The following is a 26,139-nucleotide window of genomic DNA, read 5'->3' on the forward strand; positions in this document are numbered from 1 at the left end:
ATGTGTGCACCGAGAGGTCAGAACGGGTACAAACGTGTGCAATTTCGGCTAGTTTGGAGTGCACACGTTCGTGCTTCATCCCATTGAGAGTGTAAGGTAAATCATTGGAATCGCAACACTATCGCTTTTCTGTGGCACCCATGATGGATTGGACTGACCGGCACTGCCGGGTGTTCCATCGTCACCTGACGCGGCGGGCGCTGCTTTACACCGAGATGCTGACGACCGGCGCCATCATTCATGGCGACCGGGCGCGGCTGCTCGGGTTCGACGCGATCGAGCATCCGGTCGCGCTTCAACTTGGTGGCTCGGATCCGCGGGAGCTCGCGCAGGCGGCGGCGATCGGCGAGGCGTTCGGCTATGACGAGATCAATCTCAACGTCGGTTGCCCGTCCGATCGCGTGAAGGATGGTCGTTTTGGCGCCTGCCTCATGGCGGAACCGGAGCTGGTGGCGAGGTGCGTGGAAGCCATGAAGCGCGCAGTCGCCGTTCCCGTCACGGTGAAGTGCCGTATCGGCATTGACGATCAGGATCCGGAGGTTGCGCTTGATGCGCTTGCGCGCGCCGTGGTCGCTTCCGGCTGCGACGCTCTGATCGTGCATGCCCGCAAGGCTTGGCTCAACGGTTTGTCTCCGAAGGAGAACCGCGACATCCCGCCGCTCGACTATGAGCGTGTCTATCGCCTCAAGCGTGCCATGCCCGGCGTGCCCGTGATCATCAATGGGGGCATTCCCGGTATCGATGAGGCGAAGGCGCATCTCGAACATGTCGATGGCGTGATGCTCGGCCGCGCCGCCTATCAGGAGCCGTGGCGGCTGCTCGCTGTCGATTCCGATATCTTCGGCGAGGCGCCCCCGCATGGATCCATGCAGGACGCGCTCGCGGCGATGATGCCCTATGTCGAGCTGCAGCTCGCGCGCGGCACGCGGCTGCATGCGATCACACGGCATTTCGTCGGCGCATTCCATGCCGTGCCCGGCGCAAGGGCCTTCCGCCGCCATCTCGCCGAGCAGGGCGTGAAGCCGGGCGCGGGCCTCGAGGTGCTACGCGATGCGATCGCGCGCGTCGGTGCGCGTGCGCCGGCCGAGGCGGCGTAACTCGGCTAAAGCATGATCCGGAAAGGTGCGCAGCGGTTTCCCCTCGCGACAAACGCGGAACGCGTTTGCGCGGAGATCATGCTTGAACAACGAGCTTAAGCGCGATGGCTATTTATCCCAATCGCATCGCGCTTTAGTCGATCGCCGTGCGCGAGCGGCGGTGGGCGCTCTGAAGTTCGGGATAGCCCGTGAGCATCAGCTTGTCGGCGCGGACGCCCCAGCTCTCCAGGCGATCGAGGAAGCTCATGCCGAGCAGGTTGGTCTTCATCTGCCCCCGCTGGACGACGAGGGCCGGCACTGATTTTTCGACGAGATGGCCAACGGAGAGGCGGTCGAGCGTGAGGCGGGCCGCCTTGGTATAGCCACCGGCGGTTTCGAGATCGACGTCGTATTCGAGCATCTCGAGCGGCAGTCCGATGGCTTTCGCGGTTTCCCAGGTCAGCACGACCGAAGTCGCACCAGTATCGATCACCATCGGCGCCGCGACACCATTGATCTTCGCCCGGAGCGCAAATTCGCCGCCCTGGCCGCGGGGGATCTGCACGGCGGGGGCAGTCGGCGCCGTCGTCTGTGCGCGAAAGATGTGCGAGACCTTGTGGCTGGCGCGGGCGATCTGCTCGGGATCGCCATAGGCGACGACCGCACCTGCCGTGCCGGCGAGCATGACGAGAACGAGGAGGAGGCGGATCATTGCGCGCCTCCGCAAGCGCGCAGGCCGTTCAGGTGCTTTTCGCCGATCCCGCGATCGGCACAAGTCCCGCTTCCGTCATGCGGGCCGGCAACCGGGCCATGAGCGCGAGCCGGTCCGCGCTTTCCATGGCGTGCCAGCGCGCGATCTCGGGCAAGGTCCGGCCGCAGCCGAAGCATAGCTTGGTCCTGGGATCGATCATGCAGACGGCGACGCACGGCGTTTCTTTGCTCATTCGGACATAGTGGGGGATTGTCGGGCATGTCTGCAAGCATCTGGTTAAGAGCCCGTACCTGCGCTCATGATTGGCTTGTTGCGCGGCCGGCGCTTCTCGTCGGGCAGTGCGGAACTCTCCGGTTGGAGCGGTGGAGAATCGTCCGACAGCGGCGCAAGCGCGCTCATCACGCGTTCCGGCGGGAAGGTGACGATCACCTCGGTGCCGATGCGCAGCTTGGATTTCAGCGTGAACGTGCCGCCATGCAGGTCGATCAGATTCTTGGCGATCGGCAGGCCGAGGCCGGCGCCCTGTTCGGCCGACTTGATCGAGTTGGAGCCTTGGCCGAACGAGGCGAGCACGACCGGGATCTCGTCCTCGGGTATGCCGGAACCGGTATCCTTCACCGAGAGATATTGTCCGCCCGAGGCGGTCCAGCCGGCCTTGAGCCAGATCTCGCCGCCCTGCGGGGTGAACTTGATCGAGTTGGAGAGCAGGTTGAGCACGACCTGGCGGATCGCGCGCTCGTCTGCCCAGAGCCGCGGCATGGCCTGCTCGAACACTTCGTGGATGGTGATGCCGCGGCTCGAGGCACGCAGCTTCATCAGATGATGGCAGTCGGCGACGATGCCGACCAGCGACACCGCTTCCTCGTTCAGCTCGTAGCGGCCGGCCTCGATCCGCGACAGGTCGAGGATCTCGTTGATGAGGTTGAGCAGGTGCACGCCGGAATTATGGATGTCCGCGGAGTACTCCTTGTAGACCGGCACCGCATGCGCGCCGAAGATCTCGCTTTTCATCACCTCGGAGAAGCCGAGGATGGCATTGAGCGGCGTCCGCAGCTCGTGGCTCATCTGCGCGAGGAAGCGCGACTTGGCGACGTTGGCGGATTCGGCGCGGTGGCGGGCTTCATCCGAGATCGCTTTGGCCTGTTCGAGCTCGCCGATCAGCGCGTCCTTCTCGGCGCGTGCTTCCAGTGTGGCGAAGGTGGAGGAGTGCAGGCGATGCGCCAGCAGCACGAAGTAGCCTTCGGCGCCGAGCGCGAGCGCAGCCAGGACGTAATTGTCCAGGGAGCCGGTCATCGCGAAGCTCAGCGCCATCGCGACCGCGACCGGCGCGGTGGCGGCAAGGGCTGCGATTGGCAGATTGGCGGCGAGCATGCTCGATACTGCGATCACCAGCAGCATCAGGAACATCATCAGCGTTTCCGTGACCAGGTCGAGCAGGGGATGGATCAGGATCGCCATCCAGCACAGGCCATAGAGCAGGTCGAGCACGACGAAGCGCGTCCGCCATGCCCGCGTCGCGGCTGGAGAGCTGGGCTCGGTCAGGAACCGCCGGCAACTGCGGATCATGGCGCCGTGAATGCAGAGCATGCCCGCGGTCCAGGCGGCGGCCGGGATCGGCTGCATCCACAGCCCGAACAGCACGCCGGTCGCGACCACCAGCAGCATCACGACATAGGAAGCCGACAGCCGGGTCTGGGCGTATTGGCGCAGCATCTCGGCGTCGAAAGCGGGCCGGGTCCCGCTGGTCGATGTTAACTTGTCGCGCGCCTCGCGCACCCGCTGCGCCGCAGCCCTTCGGCTGCTCGCCGATGGAGCGCTCACCGGCTCGGCCGGAAGCTGTACAACCTCGGGCTTTTCAGCGGGGTTACTCATCAAGCAACACGATTCCTGCCCACGCCGGACGCGGGCCTTCTGCATTGTCTATCTCTGGCAACAAATCCTTAAGAGGTGACTTAAGGAGCTAAAGAATTACGTTAACCCGGCGTTAATTTCCGGCCAGTTCGGCCTCGTTCCGCGGTCGCGTTACCTGAAGAAGACGAGCGTAACCAATGCGAATACAGGCAGCAGCAGCGCGGAGCTCCAAGCCATGTAACCGAAGAAGCCCGGCATTGCGATGCCGCCGGATCGCGCGATCGCGTAAACCATGAAGTTGGGCGCGTTGCCGATGTAGGAGTTTGCGCCCATGAACACGGCACCTGCAGAGATCGCGGCAAGGGTCAAGGCGCCATTCGTCATCAGATGCTTGGCGTCGCCTCCGGCAAGCTCAAAGAAGACCAGATAGGTCGGTGCATTGTCGAGGAAGGATGAGAGCAGGCCGGTCAACCAGAAATATGCGGCGTTGTTCGGCGTGCCGTCGGCGTTGGTGACCATGTTCACGACGGACGAAAACGCGCCGGATCGGCCCGCGTTGAGGATCGCAAGCACGGGAATGATGGTGATGAAAATGGCGGCGAATAGCTTGGCCACTTCGATCATGGGGCCCCAAGAGAAGCCGTTCGCGTCGTGATCCTCTTTTGACGTGGCAGCGAGCGATGCGAACACGATGCCGATCATGACTGCATCGCGGACCAGGTTCTGCACTTGAAGGTGCGTGCCGAGAATGTCGAACCCGCCGAGGTCGAACTTGGCGCTGAACAGGATCGCGGCGACGATGACGCCCATCAGAACGAAATTGAGGCCGCCGCTGATCCGCAAGGGATTGTCGGGAGTTGGGTCGGGTTTGACGCGGCCTTCCTTGCGATACAGATAAGCATCGATGCAAAAGAAGAGGGCGAGCAGAATCCAGGCCGCGAACGTGGTCTGAGGGAACAGATGTGTCGTCGTCCAGAAGAAGTCCACGCCGCGCAGGAATCCCAGAAACAGCGGCGGATCACCCAAAGGCGAGAGTGAGCCGCCGATGTTGGACACCAGAAAGATGAAGAAGATGACGACATGCGCGTTATGGCGGCGGTCGTCATTGGCGCGGATCACCGGCCGGATCATGACCATCGACGCGCCGGTCGTGCCGATGACGCTCGCGATCAGAGTGCCCATGGCGAGCAGCAGTGTATTCAGAACCGGGGAGCCGTGAAGATTGCCACGCACCACGATTCCGCCGGCGACGGTAAACAGAGCGAGGAGCAGCAGAATGAACGGGATATATTCCAGCAGGGCGGTATGAACGAGCGCCTGGATGGTTGGAAGCGGGCCGTACCAGATTGCAAGCGGCAGCACGATCAGGGCGGCCCACATGGCGGCGATCTTGCCCTGGTGGTGCTCCCAGAAATGGGGCGCTGCGAGCGGGAATATCGCGATCGACAGCAGCATGCCGGCAAACGGGAGCGCCCATTGTGGGCGAAGGCTGGCGCCATCGAGCGATGCGGCCAGCGCTTGCGAAGGTGATGCGGCCAGAACCAGGATGGCAACGAAGAGCAGGCTGGTCACGAGGCGGGACCGCCGCCGATGGATCCCATGCCCGGCGAGCTCGGTGTGTCCCCGTCGAAGCTCCGGCGCGACGCCGACACGGGCAGGGACCAGAATGGCGGCGATCACGCTAAGCAAGGCTCCCCCCGAACGCTATAATTGTTTCGGCTCGCCCGCTTAACCGAAACATCGTCGCGACCGAGGTCGCGCCGATGTCCGGATGCTGCGCGACCGCCGATGAGGCCGCAGCAGAGCGTCAGCGTTGCAGACGCGCGAGCAGGCTCGACGTATCCCAGCGCTTGCCGCCCATCTTTTCGACCTCGGCGTAGAACTGGTCCACGAGTGCCGTCACCGGCAGCGTGGCGCCGTTGCGGCGGGCTTCAGCCAGAGAGATCGAGAGGTCCTTGCGCATCCATTCGACTGCGAAGCCGAAATCGTATTTGTCGTCGTTCATGGTCTTGTAGCGATTTTCCATCTGCCACGACTGCGCGGCGCCCTTGGAGATGGTCTCGATCACCGCGGCGACGTCGAGGCCGCTCTTCTTGGCGAAGTGGATACCTTCGGAGAGACCCTGCACCAGACCGGCGATGCAGATCTGATTGACCATTTTCGTCAGTTGGCCGCTTCCGGCGGGCCCGAGCAGCTTGCACATCCGAGCATAGGCGCCCGTGATGATAGGCTCGGCGCCGGAATAGGCATCCTGCGCGCCGCCGCACATCACCGTCAGCACGCCGTTCTCCGCGCCGGCCTGGCCGCCGGAGACCGGTGCATCGACGAATTTGAAGCCGGCCTTGGTGGCGGCTGCGTCCAGCTCGCGTGCGACCTCGGCGGAGGCGGTGGTGTGATCGACGAAGGTCGCACCCTTCCTCATGCCGGCGAAGGCGCCGTCGGCGCCGATCGTGACCGAGCGCAGATCATTGTCATTGCCGACGCAGCACATCACGAAATCCTGGCCTTCGGCGGCGGCCTTCGGGGTCGCCGCGGTCTTGCCGCCGAACTTGTCCGCCCATTCCTTCGCCTTGGCCGCGGTGCGGTTGTAGACGGTGACCTCATGGCCCCCTTTTTTCACGAGGTGTCCGGCCATGGGGAAGCCCATGACGCCGAGACCGAGGAAAGCGATTTTAGCCATGTGTGGTACCTTGTCCGTAGCTTGAGTTTTACGGTTGTATCCGGGCGATGGCGCCTGGCGGCGCCCTCCGAGTTCCGCTTCGGGGCGGACCGGAGGCGCACCATAAACCGTTAAGCCGGGAGGGCAACGGCTTCGTTTGGCGACCCCCTGTGCTAGGATGGCGGGACCAAAAGGACTTCGAAAAAGGGAGCGAGAGCATGGGCAGCGTGAGTGTTGGCGTCCTCGATCATTTCAACATCCGGACCCGGAATCTGGCCGAGACCGTCCGCTTCTACGAGGATGTGCTGGGTCTGGAAAAAGGTGCCCGGCCGAACTTCGCCTTCCCCGGCGCCTGGATGTACAGCGAGGGCAAACCGGTGGTGCATCTCGTCGATATTTCTCCGACGGCTGAGCCACAAAAGCCGGACTCCGGCGTTGTCCACCACGTCGCCTTCGTCAGCCGCGGCTTTGACGGCATGAAGCAGCGGCTGACATCCAAGGGGATGAAATTCGACTCCCGCCAGGTGCCCGGCGGCGACCTCTGGCAGATCTTCGTTCACGACCCCAACGGGGTCATGATCGAGCTGAATTACGAGGCTGCCAGGGAGCAGGGGGCGGCGCCTGCCGAGATGGCTGACGATATCGGGCGGCAGTAGCCTTTTGGGCGTTTCCGCTCTAATGGGGCATCCTAAAGTCTCGAGCATGACCTTGCCGGAAGGCCGCTCCGCGCTTTGCGCTGGCGCGGCCCTCCGGGTTCGGATCAGGCTCCGTTCAGGAGATGCGCTTTGAGCGTGACGCAGCAACAGGTTCTCGACAGCCTCGCCAGGATCAAATCGCCCCGTGGGGTCGCGCTCACCAATGCCAATGTGCTGAGCGCCATCAGCGCGTCCGATGGCAAGGTGTTCTTCTCGATCAATGTCGACGCCGCCGAGGCCAGGGCCTGGGAATCCATCCGGGCCGAGGCCGAGGCCGCCGTGCGTGCCATTCCCGGCGTCACCACCGTCATGGTGGCGCTGACGGCCGAGCGCAAGCCGGGCTCCGCACCTCCACCTCCACCGCCGCCGCAACCCAGCCGTGGCGCGCCGGGCGTGCAGCCGGTCCATGCCCACAAGCCGCCACAGGGGGGCCAATCGCCGATGGCGCGGCAGTCGGAGATCCCGGGCGTCGCCGCCGTGATCGCGGTCGCCTCCGGCAAGGGTGGCGTCGGCAAGTCGACCACTGCGCTGAACCTGGCGCTGGGTCTGCGCGACCTCGGCCTCAAGGTGGGGTTGCTCGATGCCGACATCTACGGCCCCTCGGTGCCGCGCCTGACGGGCCTGCACGACAAGCCGGAACTGAACGACGAGCGCAAAATGATTCCGCTTCGGCGGTTCGGCCTCGCCATCATGTCGATCGGCTTCCTGGTCGAGGAAGAGACCGCGATGATCTGGCGCGGTCCCATGGTGATGTCGGCGGTGACGCAGATGCTGCGCGATGTCGAATGGGGGCGGCTCGACGTTCTCGTGGTCGACATGCCGCCCGGGACCGGTGATGCCCAGCTCACGCTGGCGCAGAACGTACCGCTCAAGGGCGCCGTGATCGTCTCCACCCCCCAGGACCTGTCTCTGATCGATGCGCGGCGGGGACTTGCCATGTTCAAGAAGGTCAACGTGCCCGTGCTCGGCATCGTCGAGAACATGAGCTACTTCCAGTGCCCGCATTGCGGCACGCGGTCGGACATTTTCGGCCATGGCGGGGCGCGGCACGAGGCCGAGAAGCTCGAAGTACCGTTCCTCGGCGAGATCCCGCTGCACATGGCGATTCGCGCCAGCTCGGACGCCGGCAATCCCGTCGTCGATAGCGAGCCGGACGGTCCCCATGCGGCGATCTACCGCGCCATTGCAGGCCAGGTCCGGGACCAGCTCAAGGGCGTCATCGCGGCGGCCTGATTAGGCCGCCCGGGACATGCGACTTTCGTAGAGCACCGTCATGCCATTGTCGCGTTCCGCAACCGGGGCTTCCGTGGTAAAGGCCCACGGCAGTCAAGCCCCTTCGGTTCGACGCGCCCTGGCGCGTCGCCGGAATGAGCGGCGGCAAGAAGAGAAGTCTAGGGGAAAACGCCCCAGCAAGGAGAGACCTGAAGATGAAGCGTCGTGATTTTCTTAAAGTGTCGGCAGCAGGCGCGGCGGCGACCGCAGTGGCCTCGCCGGCGATCGCGCAGTCCTCGCCCGAGGTGAAGTGGCGCCTGACTTCGAGCTTCCCGAAGTCGCTCGATACCATCTATGGCGGTGCGGAGCAGGTGGCGAAATACGTCGCCGAGATGACCGACAACAAATTCCAGATCCAGGTGTTCGCCGGCGGCGAGATCGTCCCGGCGCTGCAGGCGCTCGATGCGACCTCCAACGGCACCGTCGAGATGTGCCACACCGTCTCGTACTACTATGTCGGCAAGGACCCGACCTTCGCGATCTATGCTTCGGTGCCGTTCGGCCTCAACGCGCGCCAGCAGAACTCCTGGTGGTACCAGGGCGGCGGCATGGAGCTCGGCAACGAGTTCTTCAAGAAGTCGAACGTGATCGGCTTCCCCTGCGGCAACACCGGCACCCAGATGGGCGGCTGGTTCCGCAAGGAGATCAAGACCGTCGCTGACCTCTCCGGCCTCAAGATGCGCATCGGCGGCATCGCCGGCCAGGTGCTTCAGAAGGTCGGCGTGGTGCCGCAGCAGCTCGCTGGCGGCGACATCTATCCGGCGCTGGAAAAGGGCACCATCGACGCCGCCGAATGGGTCGGCCCCTACGATGACGAGAAGCTCGGCTTCGCCAAGGTCGCCAAGTACTACTATTATCCGGGCTTCTGGGAAGGCGGGCCGACCGTCCACGCCTTCGCCAACCTGGAAAAGTTCAATGCGCTGCCGAAGAGCTACCAGGCGATCCTCACCAACGCGATGACCAATGCCAACACCTGGATGGCCGCGCGCTACGACATGCAGAACCCGGCGGCGCTGAAGCGACTGGTTGCCGGTGGCACCCAGCTTCGTCCCTTCACCAACGAGGTGTTGGAAGCCTGCCTCAAGGCGACCAACGAGCTGTGGGCCGAGATCTCGGCCAAGAACGCCGACTTCAAGAAGTCGATCGACGCCATGCAGGCCTACCGCTCCGACGAATATCTGTGGTGGCAGGTTGCCGAATATACCTACGACAGCTTCATGATCCGCTCGCGCACGCGCGGCTGATCGCCTAGGCCAAAAGTCGCAAGACCGGAAAGCCCGGCCTCCATTGGAGGCCGGGCTTTTTCTTTGTCGCAGTGCGATCGGGATGGAATTCGCTCTCGCATTGCGTCATGGTAGCGCCAAGCCTCGGCAAGAAGGCCCACAATCACTGGTACATCAGGGCAGGAAATCATGAAGAGAAGAGACTTCATCAAGGTCACAGGACTTGGCGCGGCCGGCGCCGCCACGCTCGCGGCGCCCGCGATCGCGCAATCGATGCCGGAAATCAAATGGCGCATGCCGACGAGCTGGCCGAAATCGCTCGATACGCTGTTCGGCGGCGCCGAGATGATGTGCAAGATGGTCGCGGAGGCGACCGACAACAAATTCCAGATCCAGATCTTCGCGGCCGGCGAGATCGTGCCGGGTCTCCAGGTGCTCGATGCCGTGCAGAACGGCACATGCGAAATCGGCCACACCGCCTCCTACTACTATTTCGGCAAGGACCCGACCTTCACCTTCGGCTCGGCCGTGCCGTTCGGTCCCAACATGCGCATCAACCAGGCCTGGTACATGCAGGGCGGCGGGCGCGAAGTGCTCAACGAGTTCTACAAGAGCTACAACGTCACCTCGCTGCTCGCCGGCAACACCGGTTGCCAGATGGGCGGCTGGTTCAGGAAAGAGGTCAACACGCCCGACGATCTCAAGGGCATGAAATTCCGCATCGGCGGCTTCACCGGCCGCGTGCTCCAGAAGCTCGGCGTGGTGCCGCAGCAGCTCGCCGGCGGCGACATCTATCCGGCGCTGGAGAAGGGCACCATCGACGCCGCCGAATGGGTCGGCCCCTATGACGACGAGAAGCTCGGCTTCTACAAGATCGCGCCGCACTACTACTATCCCGGCTGGTGGGAAGGCGGTCCGATGCTGCTGGCTTTCGTCAACCTCGACAAGTGGAACGCGCTGCCGAAATATTATCAGAGCGTGCTGGAGCAGGCCGGCCACTACGCCAACAACTACATGATGGCGCGGTACGACACGGCGAATCCGCTGGCGCTGAAGAAGCTGCTTGCGGGCGGCACCAAGCTGCACCCATTCTCGCCGTCGATCATGGATGCCTGCCACAAGGCGGCCAAGGAGCTGCACGCCGAAGTCGGCGCGACCAACGCCAATTTCAAGAAGGTGCACGACTCCCTCGCCAAGTTCACGAGCGACGGCTACGCCTGGTTCCAGGTCGCCGAGGTTGGCTACGACATCTTCATGGCGCGGCGCTCGCAGAGCTGATCGTCTGACCTACCGAAAACAACGCCCCGGAGCGAAGGCTCCGGGGCGTTGCCTTTGCGGCTTGTCCGACGGCGCCACACCAAAAATGTGGAAAACAACCCCATGCACAGCAGAGGTTGGGTGAGGGCAGGCCGGCCGGTGGATGCGGTCAACCATCTGGCAAGTCGAGGCAAACCGGTGGGAAGGCACGATCGGCCCCGCCGCCGGGGGTCTGGCTCCCATTTCGTATCAACGCCATCGGGCTGTTCAGGCGATCGGCTTCGCCAATCCATCTGCCGAGCTGCGAAGCCGCTTGACTCGTCCTGGCGAAACAGCGGCGAAAGAACATCAATCGAAAAACTCGAAATCTATATCGGGCCAGCGCCGTCTGCCTCATCACCAAAACGAGATGTGTGAAATGCTTCACAATCAGGTCGGAAGAAATCCGCTAGATAATCTAGCGCCCGGCAACCTTTCGTTGATTGCGCCGAACGACGCCCTGCGGTGCGCCGCTGCGACCGGGGCCGGGCATGCTCAGGAGGAGGCCGGCGCGAGCATTGCCTGTGTACCCTATCGACACTGATCCTAACGGATTTGAACTGAGGCCGTGCACCAGATCGTGGATGGCCTGAACGAAGAACGGAGTTGCCGGCAGAATGCCGGTCCCGAAATACGGAGAAGCGATACCGAAAATCGCGGGTGGTTGCGGCCTGCACCGTCGTTGAAGCGCTCGGGGCGCTGAAATGCTGGGGCATTAAGCCCATACGGTGTGGACCTTGCCCGCTGGAGACTTCCTTGCAGGCGCTTATTCTGCGCTGGCATGTGCGCGGCTGAGGGTTGCGTCGTGGCGAAAGTCGTTTTCAATCTGACCATCGAAGATTGTGGCGAAGATTATTGCCGCATCGTCGCGGAATATAATTCGTCGAGCCGAGAGATCGAAGTCGAGAAGCTCAAGCCGAGTTTTCGTCAGAACCTGAGACCGTTGCAGGAAGCGATCCTCCAGAGCTCTGCCGCGCGCAGCGCCGAGGTCGTGCTACGCCGGCGAGCCCCGGACACGGCAAACGGCGGTGATGAACCAAGACCTGCCATCCGCGATGCTGCCGGAGTCCTGGCTGCGGGATCGGACGAGCGGATCGTGCAGGAGGTCGGTTCGCAACTCTTCGACTTCATCTTCCAGCGAAAGATCCTCGAACTCTATCAGGAATGTTTCCAGGCGGCGCGAAGAGACGACGAGCCGTTCCTGATCCGCTTGCGGGTCAGCGATCCCGCGCTCGCCTATGTGCCCTGGGAAACGATGTACGACAGGAAGAACCGTTTCTATGTGACGACCTCCCAGAGCACACCGTTCACGCGCGCCGTCGACGACTATGGCGAGGACCGCCGGATGTGCGCGGCGAGGCCGATACGGATGCTGGGCATGGCTGCGCGGGTCAAGGTCCTGAACGGCTTCCCGCTGGACGAAATCGAGGTCGACGCCGAGCAGGTCGCGATCAAGAAGGCGCTGAACGAACTGAACGACGGCAAGAGACTGAAGCTGTCCTGGATTCCCTCGGCGAAGGCGCGCGATCTCAACCGTCGCTTCCTGAGGGGAGATGATGGCAAGCGGTGGGATCTGTTTCACTTCATCGGTCATGGCGGACACGATCCGGATCGGCAAATGGGCTTCATCGTGGTGCAGGAAGAGGGCGGATCGAGCGGGACGAGGCTGTACGCCGACGCGTTGAGAGTGTTTCTCACCCAGCCCGGCCAGACGCCAAGCCTCGTCGTCCTGAACTCCTGTAGCGGGGCGCAAGCCGACGGGTCCCTGTTTTCGAGCACCGCCGCCGAGCTCATTCAAGGCGGCGTTCCCGCAGTGATCGCCATGCAGTTCGAGATCAGCGACAACATGGGGCTGGTCTTTGCCGATACGTTCTACACCTATCTCGCCGACAACGTATCGATACAGGCGGCGCTGGCGCATACCCGAGCCGAGTTGAAGGCGCGGCAATTCGCCGAATGGATCTCGCCGGTTCTGTACATGCGCGGCCTCGACGGAGAAATTTTCGTGGACCGAGCTGGATCATAGCGGATCTCATCAATGTACGGCCTTGACCCGTCCGTCGTCGCTCTCTGCCTCGGTGCGATTGCGATCTGCATCGTCAGCGCGGTCGACTTCCACGCTCCCTTCGAAGCTGCGGAGATTCGCTACGCCGTGATGCGCGATCGCTATTATTTTGCGGTGATCGCCTATGTCACGATAGCCGTGGTCTTCTATGTGTTTCTCGTGAGCCAGATCCATTGGCTGACGAATCTTCTCTATCCCGGACGTGGAGCCGGATGGCTCGTTGCCATACCGGCGACGATCGCATTCATGGTGCTGGTGCCTCATCTGCCGCTCCTATGCCGGGTGATCGCGTTTCTGCGAACGATGATGCAGACGCTGGCGCGCTATCCCCAGGCGGTGGAAACCGTCATCGTGGCCATCGCGCGCTCGCCCATCAAGGTGACCGAGCGGGCAAGGCCGGAGTTGCAGCGTGAGCTCGAAGGCTATGGCGTTCCGACGAGACTGATCGAGAAGGCGCTCAACCAGGATGACGACGTGCTCGCCGCCGGTGCGGCGGCCATGATCAAGCAGGTCGCTTCCCTTCATACCAGTTTCGTCGATTTGCGCGGCAACAGGCGCTTCGGGAGGTTCTTTCGTGCCCGGAAAGGCGAATTCGACGCGCTGGAGCGGCAGTATCGGCGAATGCTGCGGCGATCGGCCAGGGCACTCCTGCTCACGGAAGACATCATGGTGTCGGATGTCGATGCGCGGGAGCTGGTGCTCGAGATTTCCGATTTCATCGCGGAGGAATGTGAGGATCTGCGGGTTGCGTACCAGCGTCGACTGGCCGAGGCGACGTTGTCGGTGGTCGACAGGCGCGATTCCCGGACGGAGCTCATTTCCAGTTTCGGCTATCAGACCGTTCTGCCCCAGCCGCTGCCGTTTGCGCCGCTGGTGATCATCTTCGTTCTCGACTTCGCGTTCTCTGTCGCGCCGTTGTTCTTCCTTGATCTGCCGAAGAAGTTTGCGGTTGGTTCGCTGGCCGGAGGCTTCTCCTCCCTCGCGCATGCGGCAGCCCTGACGATCTCGATCTTCTTTGCGATCTATCCGAAGGCCTCGACGAACTTCGCTCGTCCCTCATTGTACGCGCTGCCCTGGAGCTCTTACGCGGTCTTCGGAGCGTGCTCCTATCTGGCCGGCATTTTCATACTCTGGATCACCTACAGCACAATTCCGATTGCGGAAGGCTGGCTGGCGAAGAGTCATCCGCTTGCGGCGAGCTCGCTGTTTTCCCTGATCTTCCTGGTCAATACGGTGGTCCTGAGCATTCTTCTCGATGTGCGGCTGAGGGCGGATCGACTTGATTATCACGAGGCGAGGCTGAGGGACGGCGCAACCCATGCGGTCGTCATGGCGTCAGTCATGTTCAGCCTTCTCGTCAGCTTTGTGTTGGTCACCAGGGCCTTCGGTCTGGAAATGCCGGCCATCCCGTTGCAGTGGTACGCCGGGATCGTCGCTTCTTTCGGAGTTCTCGGCGCGGTGATCGGATACCTCGTGCCGTCCACGGCCGAAGCCTACATCGAAGCCAACAAGCTGATCCGGAAGTCGTCGGCGCTTGATGGCAACCTGCTCGGCTGGGCCGCGCCTCCTGCGTCCCAGTCGACGGTCAAACCTTGACCTCGTGCGGTCGGAAGGGCGCCGGCGTGCGCCCGGCGGCACATGAGAACGTGACCAAAAGGTCGTCTGGAAGAGGGGCGAAGACATGGCTGCAATCGAGGTAGCGAACGGGATCGTGGTTCAAAGTCCCGATGACGTCGAGGTCACGGTGGTTGGCGGTGGCGCTCTCCGCGGGGGATTGCGCCGCGCGGCCGTCAGCCGGATGAGCGGCACGGATCATCTCAGGAGAGCGTTGTCGGCGTCGGGCTTCACCATCGCTGCCGAAGTTGAAATAGCGCCGACGCGCCCTGGAACGCGCGCGCTGCGACGGGATGCGCAGACGCCGACGCAGATCGAGGTGGAGGTCGGCCCGTCCGAGAGGGCGATGGTCCTGATCGAGGGGGCAGGCGGTGTCTATGCCTGGACCTATCCGCAGCAGGCCGCCCGTCCATCGGGGCAGCGCCGTGGTGGGCAAGTTCTGGTGTTCCCGCTGACGGCCGGAACGAGGGGCTCCGCCCGTGGAGTCGCGACGGCGACCGGCAGGCGTGGTCCCGTTCTTGACTGGGTCTCCGACAAGCTGATCGATCCGGTCCGCGCCTATGTGCTGAAGTTCGTCGCCAGACGGGCCATCGATGCGGCAACCGACTATATCGACGGAGACCGGGAAGAGGGCCTCGTGACGATAGCGGGGCTCGATCCGGCAGCATGGACACCGGCGGGATCGGCGCGACCTCGCTTGCCGCAGGATCGTCCGCTGAAGATCCTGCTCATGGTGCACGGCACGTTCTCGTCGACCGCGAGCGGCTTCGCGCAGCTTGTGGGCTCTGACAACGGACGGGCGTTTCTTTCAGGAGCCTACGAGCACTACGACGCCGTGCTCGGCTTCGACCACAAGACCCTGACCGCAACGCCGGAAGAAAACGCGGCCGCTCTTCTTGCGGCGTTGCAGGCTCTCGGAATTCCCGAGAAGTCCTCGATCGATGCCGTCGTCCACAGCCGCGGCGGACTGGTCTATCGCGTGGTCGAAAATCTGCTTGCGGACGAGCGACCGGACATCCGGCTCGGCAAGGCCATCTTCGTCGGCTGCACCAATGCCGGAACGCATCTGGCCGAGCCCGAGAACTGGGCGGCGATGATCGATCTCTACACCAACGGGATCATGGCCGGCGTCCGTGCGGTTTCCTACCTGACGGGAGGGGCCGCGCTCAGTCCGATCGTGTCGCAGGGGATCGAGACCGTCGGCCGTTTCGTGCAGGCGTTGTCCGAAGTCGCCATCGACGAGCAGAGGGTGCCTGGACTGGCCGCCATGCGGCCCACAAGCGACCTGGTCATGGAGTTGAACGGAGCTGCCGGTCCTCTCGAGGGGCTCGCGACCTACTATGCGATCACGTCGAATTTTGTCGCGCAGGTCGAACCCAGCAAGGGCATGACGAAGGAGTTCGCCGAGTTCATCGCCGATCGCGTGACAAATCGCCTGTTTCGGCTCGACAACGATCTGGTGGTGGATACAGCGTCGATGACGTCGTTTGGAACCCGGGGCTCGCGCCTCGCGGACGATGCGACGTTTGCCTTCGGCAATACGGACGCCGTCATTCACACCACGTACTTCGCAACAGACATCGTTCCGCTGAAGGTGAGCGAATGGCTGGGTGTCGGCGTGCCCCGCCCTGGCGGAGCCAGGGAGCAATTCGAGCTGCGGCGGACGACATCACGCCGCTCGACCGTGAGAGCTGCGTCCACTGACGAAGCCCAGCTGGAAGTCGTCGCCGGTGATCGGGAGGGCCCCGGATCCGGCTCGACATTGGACGCACTTACGTTGCGGCGATCGCGAACGCGTGCCGCTCCTGCGGCTGCACCGCCTGCGCCCAGGCAGGCACCGCGAGCAGTCGAGACGGCGCCCTCGGCACCTTCGCCCGATCCACGAACCGTTGCCTGCTATTTTGCCGCAGAGATCGAGTCTCATCCGCCGCCGAGAAAGCCGGTCCCGCTGTTCGTCACGGTTTCCCGCGAGAAGATCCAGGCTGCGGAAACACAAACGTCCACCGCCTCGGATGCGCCGGTCAACGTCGACACGTCCCGCGCCATCGTCGTCGAAGTCATCGCACGCAAGAACTGCCGGGTCATCGGTGAAGCCAGCGCAGAGATCGACATACCGCGGGACCGACGGGCGGAGGCGCTACGATTCCTCGTGGAAGGCACCGCCGAGGGCGCAGCGGACATCCTCGTCGAAGCGCGGCAGGGGCCACGCATTCTCGCGTCTTTTGCCTTGGCTCCCGTGTTCGTCGATGTGGACAGCAAGATCTTGCGTCAGAGCCAGGCCGGGCTGGCCATGGCGGCACATCCGAACGAGCCGGCGGTGCTGCGGATCTACGAGATCGTGGACAGTGGCAAGGTGACGCTGCGCTTCGATCTTGCATGCGTCGATCCGAATATCGCGGTTTCGGAATCGCGCACGCTTCCCGGCGGCTTCTCCCGCGACGTCTATGTTGCGGAGATCTTCAAGGGGATCGAGAACTCCTGGCTCGCGACGAACCGGCTGTACGACCAGTTCCTGTTGCGCCTCCAGGCAAACGGAATTGTCATGGCAAACGAGTTGTTGCCCGACAAGGTCCGCGAAGCCCTTTGGACCCATCGCGAGGCGATCCGCGCGATCCAGGTCATCTCGGAGGAGCCCTTCATTCCGTGGGAACTGCTTTACATCAACGATCGGAAGTCCGGGTTGGACGGCAAGGGCTTCCTCGCGGAATGGGGGCTGGTCCGCTGGCTGCACAGCACGCCGTGGCCGGGACCGAAGCTTGCGATGCGCAGCGATCGCATCAATTGCGTGATCCCGACCTATCTCGATCCCGCCCTGCGGCTCGCGGGCGCCGATGCTGAACGTCAGATGCTGGCCAGGCTGTTCGGCGAGCCCCGCGAAGTGACGCCCGACAGCATCTCGGTGGCCGACTTTCTTCGGAAGGATGCCAGGGAATGCGACGTTCTGCACTTTGCCTGCCATGGCGAAGCGGCACAGCGGGCGGTCATGACAGCCGACCTCTTGATGGCGGGGACCAACGTGGACGGCACCTTTGCGCAGGATTCGCTCTCAGCGGATCAGGTCAAGGCCTTTGCCCGCTTCGCGGAAAGCGGACCGAGGCCAACCATCTTCATCAATGCCTGTCAGACCGGGCGCTCGGGACGTGGTATCGGCGGGGGGGTCGCCGGGTTTGTCGATGCATTCCTGCGGCCGTTCTCCGAACTGGGTGCGGGCGCGCTGGTCGGAGCGCTGTGGTCGGTGGACGACAAGCTGGCCTACAGTTTTGCCGAGGCGTTCTATCGCTCGCTCAAGGACGGAGATGCGCTGGTGGATGCCGTCCGAACCGCTCGCGAGGCAGCCAAGAGCCGGAAGGAGCTCACCTGGCTGGCCTATTCGGTATACGGCAATCCGTTCGCGCGCGTCGAAGGCGCTCCTGAGACGAACCGGGACGCATGACACGAGGCAGCCGCTCCGGGACGGAAGCGGAAATGTTCGATCTGCGCTGGATGTAGGCCGGCACCGGACGGCCGCCCTTCCGTCCTCGTGGGTGCGGGCGCGATTGGCTTACACCGACCTGACAGAGGCCGACCGCCTCGTGCGCTTTTCGCTGGCCGGGGCGCGCCGAATGCTGGAAAAGAGCGCAGATGCGGCGCGAGCCGCGCGCGATACCGGAACATCCGGCGGGACCAAGATGCGCCTTCTGATCGTCGAGGACAATGTCGAGCTGTCGCGGCTCGTTGCCGGCGGGCTGGCGGCGGCCGGCTATGAGAGCGACATCGTCCGCAGCGTGGCCGAGGCGCGCGAGGCCGTCAGCAGCGTCAGCTATGCCGCGATGATCCTCGACCTTGGCCTGCCTGACGGCGATGGCCTGTCGGTGCTGCGCGAGCTGCGCCACCAGATGGAGCCGCTGCCGGTGCTGGTGCTGACGGCGCGCGGCGGCTTGCGGGACCGTGTCACCGGCCTGCGCAGCGGCGCCGACGATTATCTGGCGAAGCCGTTCGCGATGGAGGAGCTGGTGGCCAGGCTGGAGGCCATCCTGCGCCGGCCAGGGCAGCTGCTCGGACGCTCGCTCAGTCTCGCCAATCTCGTCTACGACACCGAGAGTCGCCAGATCTTCGTCGATGGCCAGCCGCGGGTCATGTCTGCGCGCGAGACGTCGGTGCTGGAGATCCTGTTGCGCCGGCAGGGGCGAGTGGTGCCGAAGAAGAACGTCGAGGACCACATTTTCGGGCTCGAAGGCGAGGTCGCATCCAACGCGGTCGAGGTCTACGTCTCGCGCCTGCGCAAGCAGCTCGCCGAGCACGGCGTCAAGGTGGTGATCCATACCATCCGCGGGGTCGGCTATCTCATGTCCGAGGAAAAATAGCGTGGCTCTCGGTGGCCGTGCCGGAACGTTCGCGTTCAAATCGCTGATCTGGCGGATCGTCTTCCTGCACATCGTGGCGGTCGCAATGGTCGCCATCGTCCTGCCGTTGGTGCTGTTCTGGCTGCTCAATTCCGAGATCGAGCAGTTGCACCGCGACGGCATGCGCGCCCAGGCCGAGGTGCTGGCGGAGCGCATCGTCATCCAGCCGGACGGCTCGCTTACGTTCAACCTGCCCGATAGTCTGCGCGGGCTCTATTCGGACGCTTACGGGCGCTATCAATACGACATTCGCGATGGGGAAGGCCGGTTGCTGTTTTCCTCGTATAGAAAGGCCGGCGCTGCGACGCGTCGGCCATCCGATACGATTTCCGGCGCCGGCGTCACCCGGATCATCGACGGCAGGACGGTCCGCGTCCAGGTCGCCGAAGATCTCGCGCATCGCGACGTCATCATCGACGACATCGTCTCGAATTTCTTCCGGCGGGTCGGCTGGATCACGATCCCGATCCTGCTGGTCCTGCTCGCAACCGACATCTTCATCTTCCGCCGTGCAATCGCGCCGCTGTGGAAGGCTTCCGAGGAGGCCAGCAATATCGGGCCGGCACGCACCGATATCCGCCTGCCGACGAAGCAGATCCCGCGCGAGATCATGCCTCTGGTTACGGCGGTGAACCAGGCGCTCGACCGGCTCGAGGACGGGTTTCGGGTGCAGCGGCAGTTCACGGCCGATGCTGCGCATCAGTTGCGCACGCCGCTTACGATCCTGCGAACGCGGATCGAGACGCTGGGCGACGGCGCGGCCCGGCAGGCGCTGCTCGCCGACATCGAAGCCATGGGCCGCATCGTCGCCCAGTTGCTCGAGATCGCCGAGCTCGACACGCTGGTGCTCGATCCCGGCGAAACTGCGGACTTGCACGCCATCTGCGCCGAAGTTGTCGGCGCAATCGCGCCGCTCGCGATCGCACAGCACAAGGACATCGCGTTGAAGGGCCCTGATGCGCCGGTGATGATCCACGGCAATTCGGAGATGCTCCAGCGCGCGATCTTCAACCTCGCCGAAAACGCCATCAAGTTCACGGCCAGGGACACCGCCGTCGAGGTCGAAGTGGGCGAGGACGGATCGGTGCAGGTGCGCGATTGCGGTCCAGGCATCGCCGAGGCCGAGCGCGAGCTGATCTTCCAGCGCTTCTGGCGCCGCGACCGACAGCGCAGCGACGGCGCGGGCCTGGGGCTCTCGATCGTGCGCGGCGTCGCGGACGATCATGCGGCAACGGTCGCGGTGGAGAACCTGCCCGGCGGCGGCGCCGAGTTCACGTTGCGGTTCAGATTGGCGGAGAACGCAGCTTGATACCCTCCCCTGGAGAGGTCCCAAGGCGAGGAATAAGAGGGCAATTGCGCTTGCCGCCCGCTACTTCTGCGGCGGTCCGAGATCCAGCGGCGGCAAATCGATCTGCGGCACCTCGATCTTGATGGTGTTGGGATCGATGTTCGACTGCACGCCCTTGTAGTGCATCACCATCGCGGGGAAGGCGATCACCAGGCCGACCATGATCAGCTGGATGACCACGAACGGCACCGCGCCCCAATAGATCTGGCCCGTGGTGACCGGCTCCATCCTCTTGCCGGTGAGGCGGTCCGTGTACCGCTCCTTCGGCGCGACCGATCTGAGATAGAACAGGGCGAAGCCGAACGGCGGGTGCATGAACGACGTCTGCATGTTGACGCCGAGAATGACGCCGAACCAGATCAGGTCGATGCCGAGTTTCTCGGCGGCCGGTCCGAGCAGCGGGATCACGATGAAGGCCAGCTCGAAAAAGTCGAGGAAGAAGGCCAGCACGAAAACGAGAACGTTGACGAAGATCAGGAAGCCGATCTGGCCGCCGGGCAGGGAGGTGAGCAGATGCTCGACCCAGACGTGCCCGTTGACGCCATAGAAGGTGAGCGAGAAGATACGGGCGCCGACCAGGATGAACACGACGAAGGCCGACAGCTTGGCGGTCGATTCCGTAGCTTGCCGGATGAGGTCCCAGCTCAGGCGGCGCTTGGCCGCGCCCAGGATGAGGGCGCCGGCGGCGCCCATCGCGCCACCTTCGGTCGGAGTTGCGATACCGATGAAGATGGTGCCCAGCACGAGGAAGATCAGGAACAGCGGCGGCACCATGACGAAGGTGGTCTGCTGCGCCATTTTCGAGAGGAAACGGAAACCGGTGAACTTGTCGATCAGCCAGTTCACCACCGCGACGGCGAAGGCGAAGACGATGCCGTAGAACATGCTGAGCACGACGTAATCGGCGCCATGCGTGCTCGAATTGCGCATCATGAACCATCCGAACACGCAGCTCGCGAGGAACAGCATGCCGAGCGAGACCAGGCCGCGGTCGCCATTGTCTTCGCGGAAAGCGATGGCTTCCTTCGGCAGGCCGGGCGCGGCCGCCGGAAAGATCATGCTGACGAGGAAGGCGTAGCCGGCGTAGAGGGCCGCGAGCACGAGGCCCGGGATGAAGGCGCCCTCATACATGTCGCCGACGGACTTGCCGAGCTGGTCGGCCATCACGATCAGCACGAGCGAGGGCGGAATGATCTGCGCGAGCGTGCCGGACGCGGCAATGACGCCGGATGCCACGCGGCGGTCATAGCCATAGCGCAGCATGATCGGCAACGAGATCAGGCCCATCGAGATCACGGAGGCGGCGACGACGCCCGTCGTCGCCGCGAGCAGCGCGCCGACGAAGATCACGGCATAGGCAAGGCCGCCGCGGATGGTGCCGAACAATTGGCCGATGGTGTCGAGCAGGTCCTCGGCCATGCCGGACCGCTCCAGCACCAATCCCATGAATGTGAAGAACGGGATGGCGAGCAGCGTGTCGTTGTTCATCACGCCGTAGACGCGCTCGGGTAGGGCCTGGAGGAAGTCGGGGTGGAACTGGCCGAGCTGGACGCCGATCACGGCATAGAACAGGCCGACGGCGCCGAGCGAGAATGCCGCCGGATAGCCGAGCAGCAGCATCACGACCAGCGACACGAACATGATAGGCGCCATATTGGCGATGATGAATGCGGTCATTATTCCCCCTACACCGTCGCCAACGGCTACTTCTTCTCGATCGCTTCGACGAGATGCTCGACTTCCGCCTCCAGCGCAGACACCTGGGATTCATGCGGATCCGGCATCAATCCGCGCATCACCGCAATCCGCTTGATCAGCTCTGAAATGCCTTGAACGAGCAGGAACGCGAACGCGATCATGATCAGGGATTTGGCGGGCCATTGCGGCAGGCCGCCGGCATTGCCGGATTGCTCGTTGATGTGGAAGGAGCGCTGGAAGAACGGCACTCCGGTGATGATCATGACGATGCAAATCGGAAAGAGGAAGAGCAAGTGGCCGAAGACGTCGATCAGGTTGCGGGCCTTCTTCGGCAGCGCGTTGCTCACGATGTCGATGCGGATGTGCTCGTTGTCGAGCAGAGTCCAGGGCGCGCAGAGCAGGAAGACGATGCTGAACAGGACCCATTGCAGCTCGAGCCATGAATTCGACGAGGTGTCGAACGTCTTGCGGATGATCGCGTTGACCGCCGATATGACCACGGCGAGCACGATCAGCCACGCGACACGCTTGCCCGTCCAGCGCGTGAACGCATCAATCCTGCTGCTCAACTTAAGGAGCGCTTGCAACGATAGGTCCTCCCCCGATTGTGCCCCGGCCGTCTTGACTGCGCCGAGTTGGCGCGTGGCTTGTCTCGCCGCGCAGGCATGAGGCAGCCGCACCAAACCAGCGAGCGTGCCGCCAGTCAATCGGAAGTTTGTTGATAGTTAAGGGGAATAAGGCCGTATTCCGACGGTGTCAGCCGCCGGTGACGCTCATGTGCCTGGAGACGCTGGGACGATCGTGGCGGCGGTCGATGATGAAATCATGGCCCTTGGGCTTGAGGCCGATGGCACGGTCGATCGCATCCGCAAGCAGCACGTCCTCGCTCGATGCACGCAAAGGTTTGCGCAAATCGGAGGCATCCTCATGGCCGAGGCAGGTGTGCAGCGTGCCCGTGCAGGTGATGCGCACCCGGTTGCAGGATTCACAGAAATTATGCGTCATCGGCGTGATGAAGCCGAGCTTGCCGCCGGTTTCGGCGACGCTGACATAACGGGCTGGACCGCCAGTGCTCTCGGCCAGGTCCGTCAGCGTGAATTGCTGGGCGAGGCGGGCGCGCACCAGGGACAGCGGCAAATATTGGTCGATCCGACCCGATTCGATCTCCCCCATCGGCATGACCTCGATCAACGTCAGGCCCATGCCCTTGCCGTGCGCCCACCGCATCAGGTCGGGAAGCTCGTCCTCGTTGAGATTCTTGAGCGCTACCGCGTTGATCTTGACGCCGAGGCCGGCGGCACGCGCGGCCTCGATGCCTTCCAGCACCTTGTCGATCTCGCCCCAGCGGGTGATCTCGCGAAACTTCTTGGGATCGAGCGTGTCGAGCGAGACGTTGATGCGGCGGACGCCGCAATCGGCAAGCTCCCGCGCGTGCTTCGCAAGCTGGGTGCCGTTGGTGGTCAGCGTCAGCTCGTTCAGGGCGCCGCTCGACAGATGCCGCGACAGCGAGCGCACCAGCGTCATCACGTTGCGCCGGACCAGCGGCTCGCCGCCGGTGAGCCGCAGCTTCTTGACGCCCTTGGCGATGAAGGCCGAGCAGAGCCGGTCGAGCTCCTCCAGCGTCAACAGGTTGGCCTTGGGCAGGAACGTCATGTCTTCCGACATGCAGTAGAAGCAGCGCAGGTCGCAGCGATCGGTGACGGAAACGCGCAAATAGCTGATGGTCCGCCCGAACGGATCGGTCATCGGGGTCGACAGCGCGGCGGATCCGTTCATGCGAGAGGCCTTGTCACTTATGGCGACGGGCGCACCTTGCTTCAGCGGTGCTCGGGACGCAATCTAAGCATCGGACGCGGCGAGGACAATCGGGTGGTATACGTAGAATCAGCGCCTGCCGGGCGTTCGGATCGCGGGGAACAGCCGGGCTTCGGCCGGAGCGGCCTCAGTCGGGACTGCAGCAGGCCCGCGGCCGCGGCCGGTTTGGGGTTCCTGGCCGGCGCGGCCGGCGAAGCGCTTTGGGCTGCTGCGACGAACCCACATAACCCCGCACGGACCGTCAGGCTTGGTTTGGCGTAGGCAGCGCGCAGAATTCCAAAGAATTTTCAGTGGCTTGATGGGGGTTATGTCGACATCAGGCTGCTGGCGGCGGCCGGCAGGTCGCGCATGTGATGGATCAGCCGGTCTGGTTTCAGCTCGGCGATCGGCACGTCCGTGTAGCCGAAGCTGACCCCAATCACCGGCACCCCGGCCCGCCGGGCCACCCCGACATCGGTTCCGGCGTCGCCGACCATGATGCTTGCTTTGACCGCGCCGCCGGCGCGCGCCACGGTCTCGCGAAAGATTGTCGGGTCGGGCTTCTGGACGCCAAACGTGTCGGCACCGCAGATAGCGGCAAAGCGGCGGCTGAGGTCGAGCTGGTCCAGCAGGCGCTTGGAGAGCCATTCCAGCTTGTTGGTGCACACCGCAAGGCGATGGCCCTGGGTCGCAAAATGGTCGAGCGCGGCCTCGAGCCCCTCGAAAGGGCGGGATTCGACCGCGATATGGTCGGCATAATAGGCGATGAAGTCCGCCGTCATCCGGTCCATGTCGGCGGGAGTGACGGTGCGGCCCTCCGCTTCCAGCCCCCGTTCGATCAGCTTGCGGGCGCCGGCCCCGATCATGTTGCGGGCCGAGGCCATCGGCACGGGCGGCAGCCCTTCCCGGTCGAGCACGTAGTTCAGCGCGGTGATCAGGTCGGGCGCCGTATCCACAAGCGTGCCGTCGAGATCGAAGACGATGGTGTGAGGGGAGTTCATGGTTCAAGCGCTACCGGCCCGGTCGTGCCCACGCAAGGGGCAGGCCCATAAGATCACCTTATAGGTCTGTTCCCAGACCCTGTTCTCCGGGGAGAAACGAGGCTACATAGGCCGCCGCAAGTGGCCACGATCGGCGGCACATCTTCCGGATTCAGAGGCGGGCGCACAGGTGAACATGGACCAGTTGAAGCGGCAGGCTGCGGCGCGCGCGCTCGAGGAGGTGCGGGACGGCATGCAGCTCGGGCTTGGCACCGGCTCGACCGCCAAACATTTCGTCGAGCTGCTCGGTGAGCGCGTTGCCGCCGGGCTCAAGGTGATCGGCGTGCCCACGTCGGAAGCGACGCGGGCGGATGCGGAGCGCTGCGGCGTGCCGCTGACCACGCTGGACGAAATCGACCATCTCGACATCACCGTCGACGGCGCCGACGAGATCGATCCCGCGCTCAACCTGATCAAGGGCGGCGGCGGCGCGCTGCTGCGCGAGAAGATCGTGGCAGCCGCTTCGGACCGCATGATCGTGATTGCCGATGATACCAAATGGGTGCCCACGCTCGGCAAGTTTCCGCTGCCGGTCGAGGTCATCCCGTTCGGCCTCGGCGCGACGCGCCGGTCGATCGAGAAGGCATTTGCCGAATGCGGCGTTTCCGGGCAAATGGCGGTCCGCAAGGCCAAGGACGGCCACGTTTTCGTCACCGATGGCGGCCACTGGATCGTCGATGCCCAGCTCGGACGTATTGTGGATCCACCCGGTCTCGCCAAGGCGTTGAGCGCCATTCCGGGCGTGGTCGAGCACGGCTTGTTCATCGGCTTGGCCAGCTCGGCCGTTCTGGCGGGCGGCGAGGGAATTCGCGTGATTGAACGGCGTAAGCCGAAAGGAGACCAGGAATGAAGAGCATGTTGAAATTCTTGCCGGCTGCGGCTCTCGCTGCGGGATTGGCCGTTTCGGCCGCCCCGGCCGTGGCGCAGCAGGCGGGCCAGAAGGCTCCCGCGGCGCCGGCCCTGCCAAAGGCCTCGCCCGCGGCGATCGCGGCAGCCAAGGAGATCCTGCAGATCAAGAACGCCGCCGGGATGTATGCGGGCGCGGTGCCGGGCATGGTCGAGAAGACCAAGGGCACGCTGATCCAGCAGAACCTGAATTACCAAAAGGACCTCAACGAGGTCGCGCCGATCGTGGCCCAGCAGCTCAACGGCCGCCAGAGCGAGATCGGTGACGGCATGGCGCAGATTTATGCCAGCGAGTTCACCGAGCAGGAGCTGAAGGACCTCGTCACTTTCTACAAGTCGCCCTTGGGCAAGAAGCTGATCGATGCCGAGCCGCGCGCGATCGGGCAGAGCATGGCGTTCATGAATAGTTGGGCCCAGAGCTTCGCGGAAACCGTGATGGGTGCCTTCCGTGCCGAGATGCGCAAGCGTGGCAAGGAGATCTGAGCGCACCTATCTGAAGGGTTGTTCC

Annotated in this window: 22 protein-coding genes; 13 read left to right on the top strand and 9 right to left on the bottom strand. The window is 63.8% G+C overall.

The window, feature by feature from the left end; genetic code table 11:
* Positions 1–104: 104 nt before the first annotated feature.
* Positions 105–1,097, top strand: a complete 993-nt coding sequence (dusA, locus tag ACFDR6_RS08380; RefSeq protein ID WP_375858029.1) for a tRNA dihydrouridine(20/20a) synthase DusA — start codon at positions 105–107, stop codon at positions 1,095–1,097.
* Positions 1,098–1,230: 133 nt separating this feature from the next.
* Here dusA and ACFDR6_RS08385 read toward each other — a convergent pair whose 3' ends face one another.
* The 5 genes from ACFDR6_RS08385 to ACFDR6_RS08405 form a co-directional block, all read right to left on the bottom strand.
* Complete coding sequence (locus ACFDR6_RS08385; RefSeq protein ID WP_212092536.1) at positions 1,231–1,788, bottom strand: TIGR02281 family clan AA aspartic protease; 558 nt, start codon at positions 1,786–1,788, stop codon at positions 1,231–1,233.
* Between the two features lie 28 nt (positions 1,789–1,816).
* On the bottom strand, positions 1,817–2,020 hold the full coding sequence (locus ACFDR6_RS08390) for a DUF1289 domain-containing protein (RefSeq protein ID WP_375858030.1): 204 nt from the start codon (positions 2,018–2,020) through the stop codon (positions 1,817–1,819).
* A 44-nt stretch (positions 2,021–2,064) separates the two neighbouring features.
* A complete protein-coding gene (locus tag ACFDR6_RS08395; RefSeq protein ID WP_212092534.1) occupies positions 2,065–3,660 on the bottom strand; it encodes a sensor histidine kinase in 1,596 nt (531 codons plus the stop codon).
* 150 nt (positions 3,661–3,810) lie between these two features.
* Entirely contained in the window at positions 3,811–5,211 is a 1,401-nt protein-coding gene (locus tag ACFDR6_RS08400) for a sodium:proton antiporter (RefSeq protein WP_375858545.1), read from the bottom strand.
* 235 nt (positions 5,212–5,446) lie between these two features.
* Complete coding sequence (locus ACFDR6_RS08405) at positions 5,447–6,319, bottom strand: NAD(P)-dependent oxidoreductase (protein ID WP_375858031.1); 873 nt, start codon at positions 6,317–6,319, stop codon at positions 5,447–5,449.
* A 197-nt stretch (positions 6,320–6,516) separates the two neighbouring features.
* On the opposite strand from ACFDR6_RS08405, the gene ACFDR6_RS08410 reads away from it, so the two are divergent.
* The 10 genes from ACFDR6_RS08410 to ACFDR6_RS08455 all read left to right on the top strand — a co-directional run bounded on the left by ACFDR6_RS08410 (position 6,517) and on the right by ACFDR6_RS08455 (position 20,154).
* Entirely contained in the window at positions 6,517–6,954 is a 438-nt protein-coding gene (locus ACFDR6_RS08410) for a VOC family protein (RefSeq protein ID WP_375858032.1), read from the top strand.
* A 129-nt stretch (positions 6,955–7,083) separates the two neighbouring features.
* Entirely contained in the window at positions 7,084–8,226 is a 1,143-nt protein-coding gene (locus ACFDR6_RS08415; RefSeq protein WP_375858033.1) for an Mrp/NBP35 family ATP-binding protein, read from the top strand.
* 194 nt (positions 8,227–8,420) lie between these two features.
* A complete protein-coding gene (locus tag ACFDR6_RS08420; RefSeq protein ID WP_212092530.1) occupies positions 8,421–9,509 on the top strand; it encodes a TRAP transporter substrate-binding protein in 1,089 nt (362 codons plus the stop codon).
* Positions 9,510–9,677: 168 nt separating this feature from the next.
* Entirely contained in the window at positions 9,678–10,766 is a 1,089-nt protein-coding gene (locus tag ACFDR6_RS08425; protein ID WP_212092529.1) for a TRAP transporter substrate-binding protein, read from the top strand.
* Positions 10,767–10,908: 142 nt separating this feature from the next.
* On the top strand, positions 10,909–11,328 hold the full coding sequence (locus ACFDR6_RS08430; protein WP_375858034.1) for a hypothetical protein: 420 nt from the start codon (positions 10,909–10,911) through the stop codon (positions 11,326–11,328).
* 261 nt (positions 11,329–11,589) lie between these two features.
* Positions 11,590–12,810, top strand: coding sequence for a CHAT domain-containing protein (locus ACFDR6_RS08435; protein WP_212092528.1), 1,221 nt, complete (start codon positions 11,590–11,592; stop codon positions 12,808–12,810).
* A gap of 12 nt (positions 12,811–12,822) precedes the next feature.
* Positions 12,823–14,445 carry a hypothetical protein gene (locus ACFDR6_RS08440; RefSeq protein WP_375858035.1) on the top strand — a complete coding sequence of 541 codons (1,623 nt, stop codon included), beginning with the start codon at positions 12,823–12,825 and terminating at the stop codon, positions 14,443–14,445.
* 85 nt (positions 14,446–14,530) lie between these two features.
* Positions 14,531–17,896, top strand: coding sequence for a DUF7379 domain-containing protein (locus ACFDR6_RS08445; RefSeq protein ID WP_375858036.1), 3,366 nt, complete (start codon positions 14,531–14,533; stop codon positions 17,894–17,896).
* A gap of 235 nt (positions 17,897–18,131) precedes the next feature.
* Positions 18,132–18,806, top strand: coding sequence for a response regulator transcription factor (locus tag ACFDR6_RS08450; RefSeq protein WP_212092524.1), 675 nt, complete (start codon positions 18,132–18,134; stop codon positions 18,804–18,806).
* An 85-nt stretch (positions 18,807–18,891) separates the two neighbouring features.
* On the top strand, positions 18,892–20,154 hold the full coding sequence (locus ACFDR6_RS08455; protein ID WP_375858546.1) for a sensor histidine kinase: 1,263 nt from the start codon (positions 18,892–18,894) through the stop codon (positions 20,152–20,154).
* A 60-nt stretch (positions 20,155–20,214) separates the two neighbouring features.
* On the opposite strand, the gene ACFDR6_RS08460 is transcribed toward ACFDR6_RS08455, so the two are convergent.
* The 4 genes from ACFDR6_RS08460 to ACFDR6_RS08475 form a co-directional block, all read right to left on the bottom strand.
* On the bottom strand, positions 20,215–21,870 hold the full coding sequence (locus tag ACFDR6_RS08460; protein ID WP_212092523.1) for a TRAP transporter large permease: 1,656 nt from the start codon (positions 21,868–21,870) through the stop codon (positions 20,215–20,217).
* Positions 21,871–21,896: 26 nt separating this feature from the next.
* Entirely contained in the window at positions 21,897–22,478 is a 582-nt protein-coding gene (locus ACFDR6_RS08465; protein ID WP_212092522.1) for a TRAP transporter small permease subunit, read from the bottom strand.
* 169 nt (positions 22,479–22,647) lie between these two features.
* Entirely contained in the window at positions 22,648–23,667 is a 1,020-nt protein-coding gene (moaA, locus tag ACFDR6_RS08470) for a GTP 3',8-cyclase MoaA (protein ID WP_375858037.1), read from the bottom strand.
* A gap of 344 nt (positions 23,668–24,011) precedes the next feature.
* Positions 24,012–24,686, bottom strand: a complete 675-nt coding sequence (locus ACFDR6_RS08475) for an HAD family hydrolase (RefSeq protein WP_375858038.1) — start codon at positions 24,684–24,686, stop codon at positions 24,012–24,014.
* A 169-nt stretch (positions 24,687–24,855) separates the two neighbouring features.
* Between ACFDR6_RS08475 and rpiA the strand changes: the two genes are divergently transcribed.
* Positions 24,856–25,575 carry a ribose-5-phosphate isomerase RpiA gene (gene rpiA, locus ACFDR6_RS08480; RefSeq protein WP_212092519.1) on the top strand — a complete coding sequence of 240 codons (720 nt, stop codon included), beginning with the start codon at positions 24,856–24,858 and terminating at the stop codon, positions 25,573–25,575.
* Complete coding sequence (locus ACFDR6_RS08485) at positions 25,572–26,114, top strand: DUF2059 domain-containing protein (protein WP_212092518.1); 543 nt, start codon at positions 25,572–25,574, stop codon at positions 26,112–26,114. Before rpiA ends, ACFDR6_RS08485 begins: the two co-directional genes overlap by 4 nt.
* Positions 26,115–26,139 lie beyond the last annotated feature (25 nt).

It is taken from the genome of Bradyrhizobium tunisiense (genome assembly GCF_042263385.1).
Taxonomy (GTDB): Bacteria; Pseudomonadota; Alphaproteobacteria; order Rhizobiales; family Xanthobacteraceae; genus Bradyrhizobium; species Bradyrhizobium tunisiense.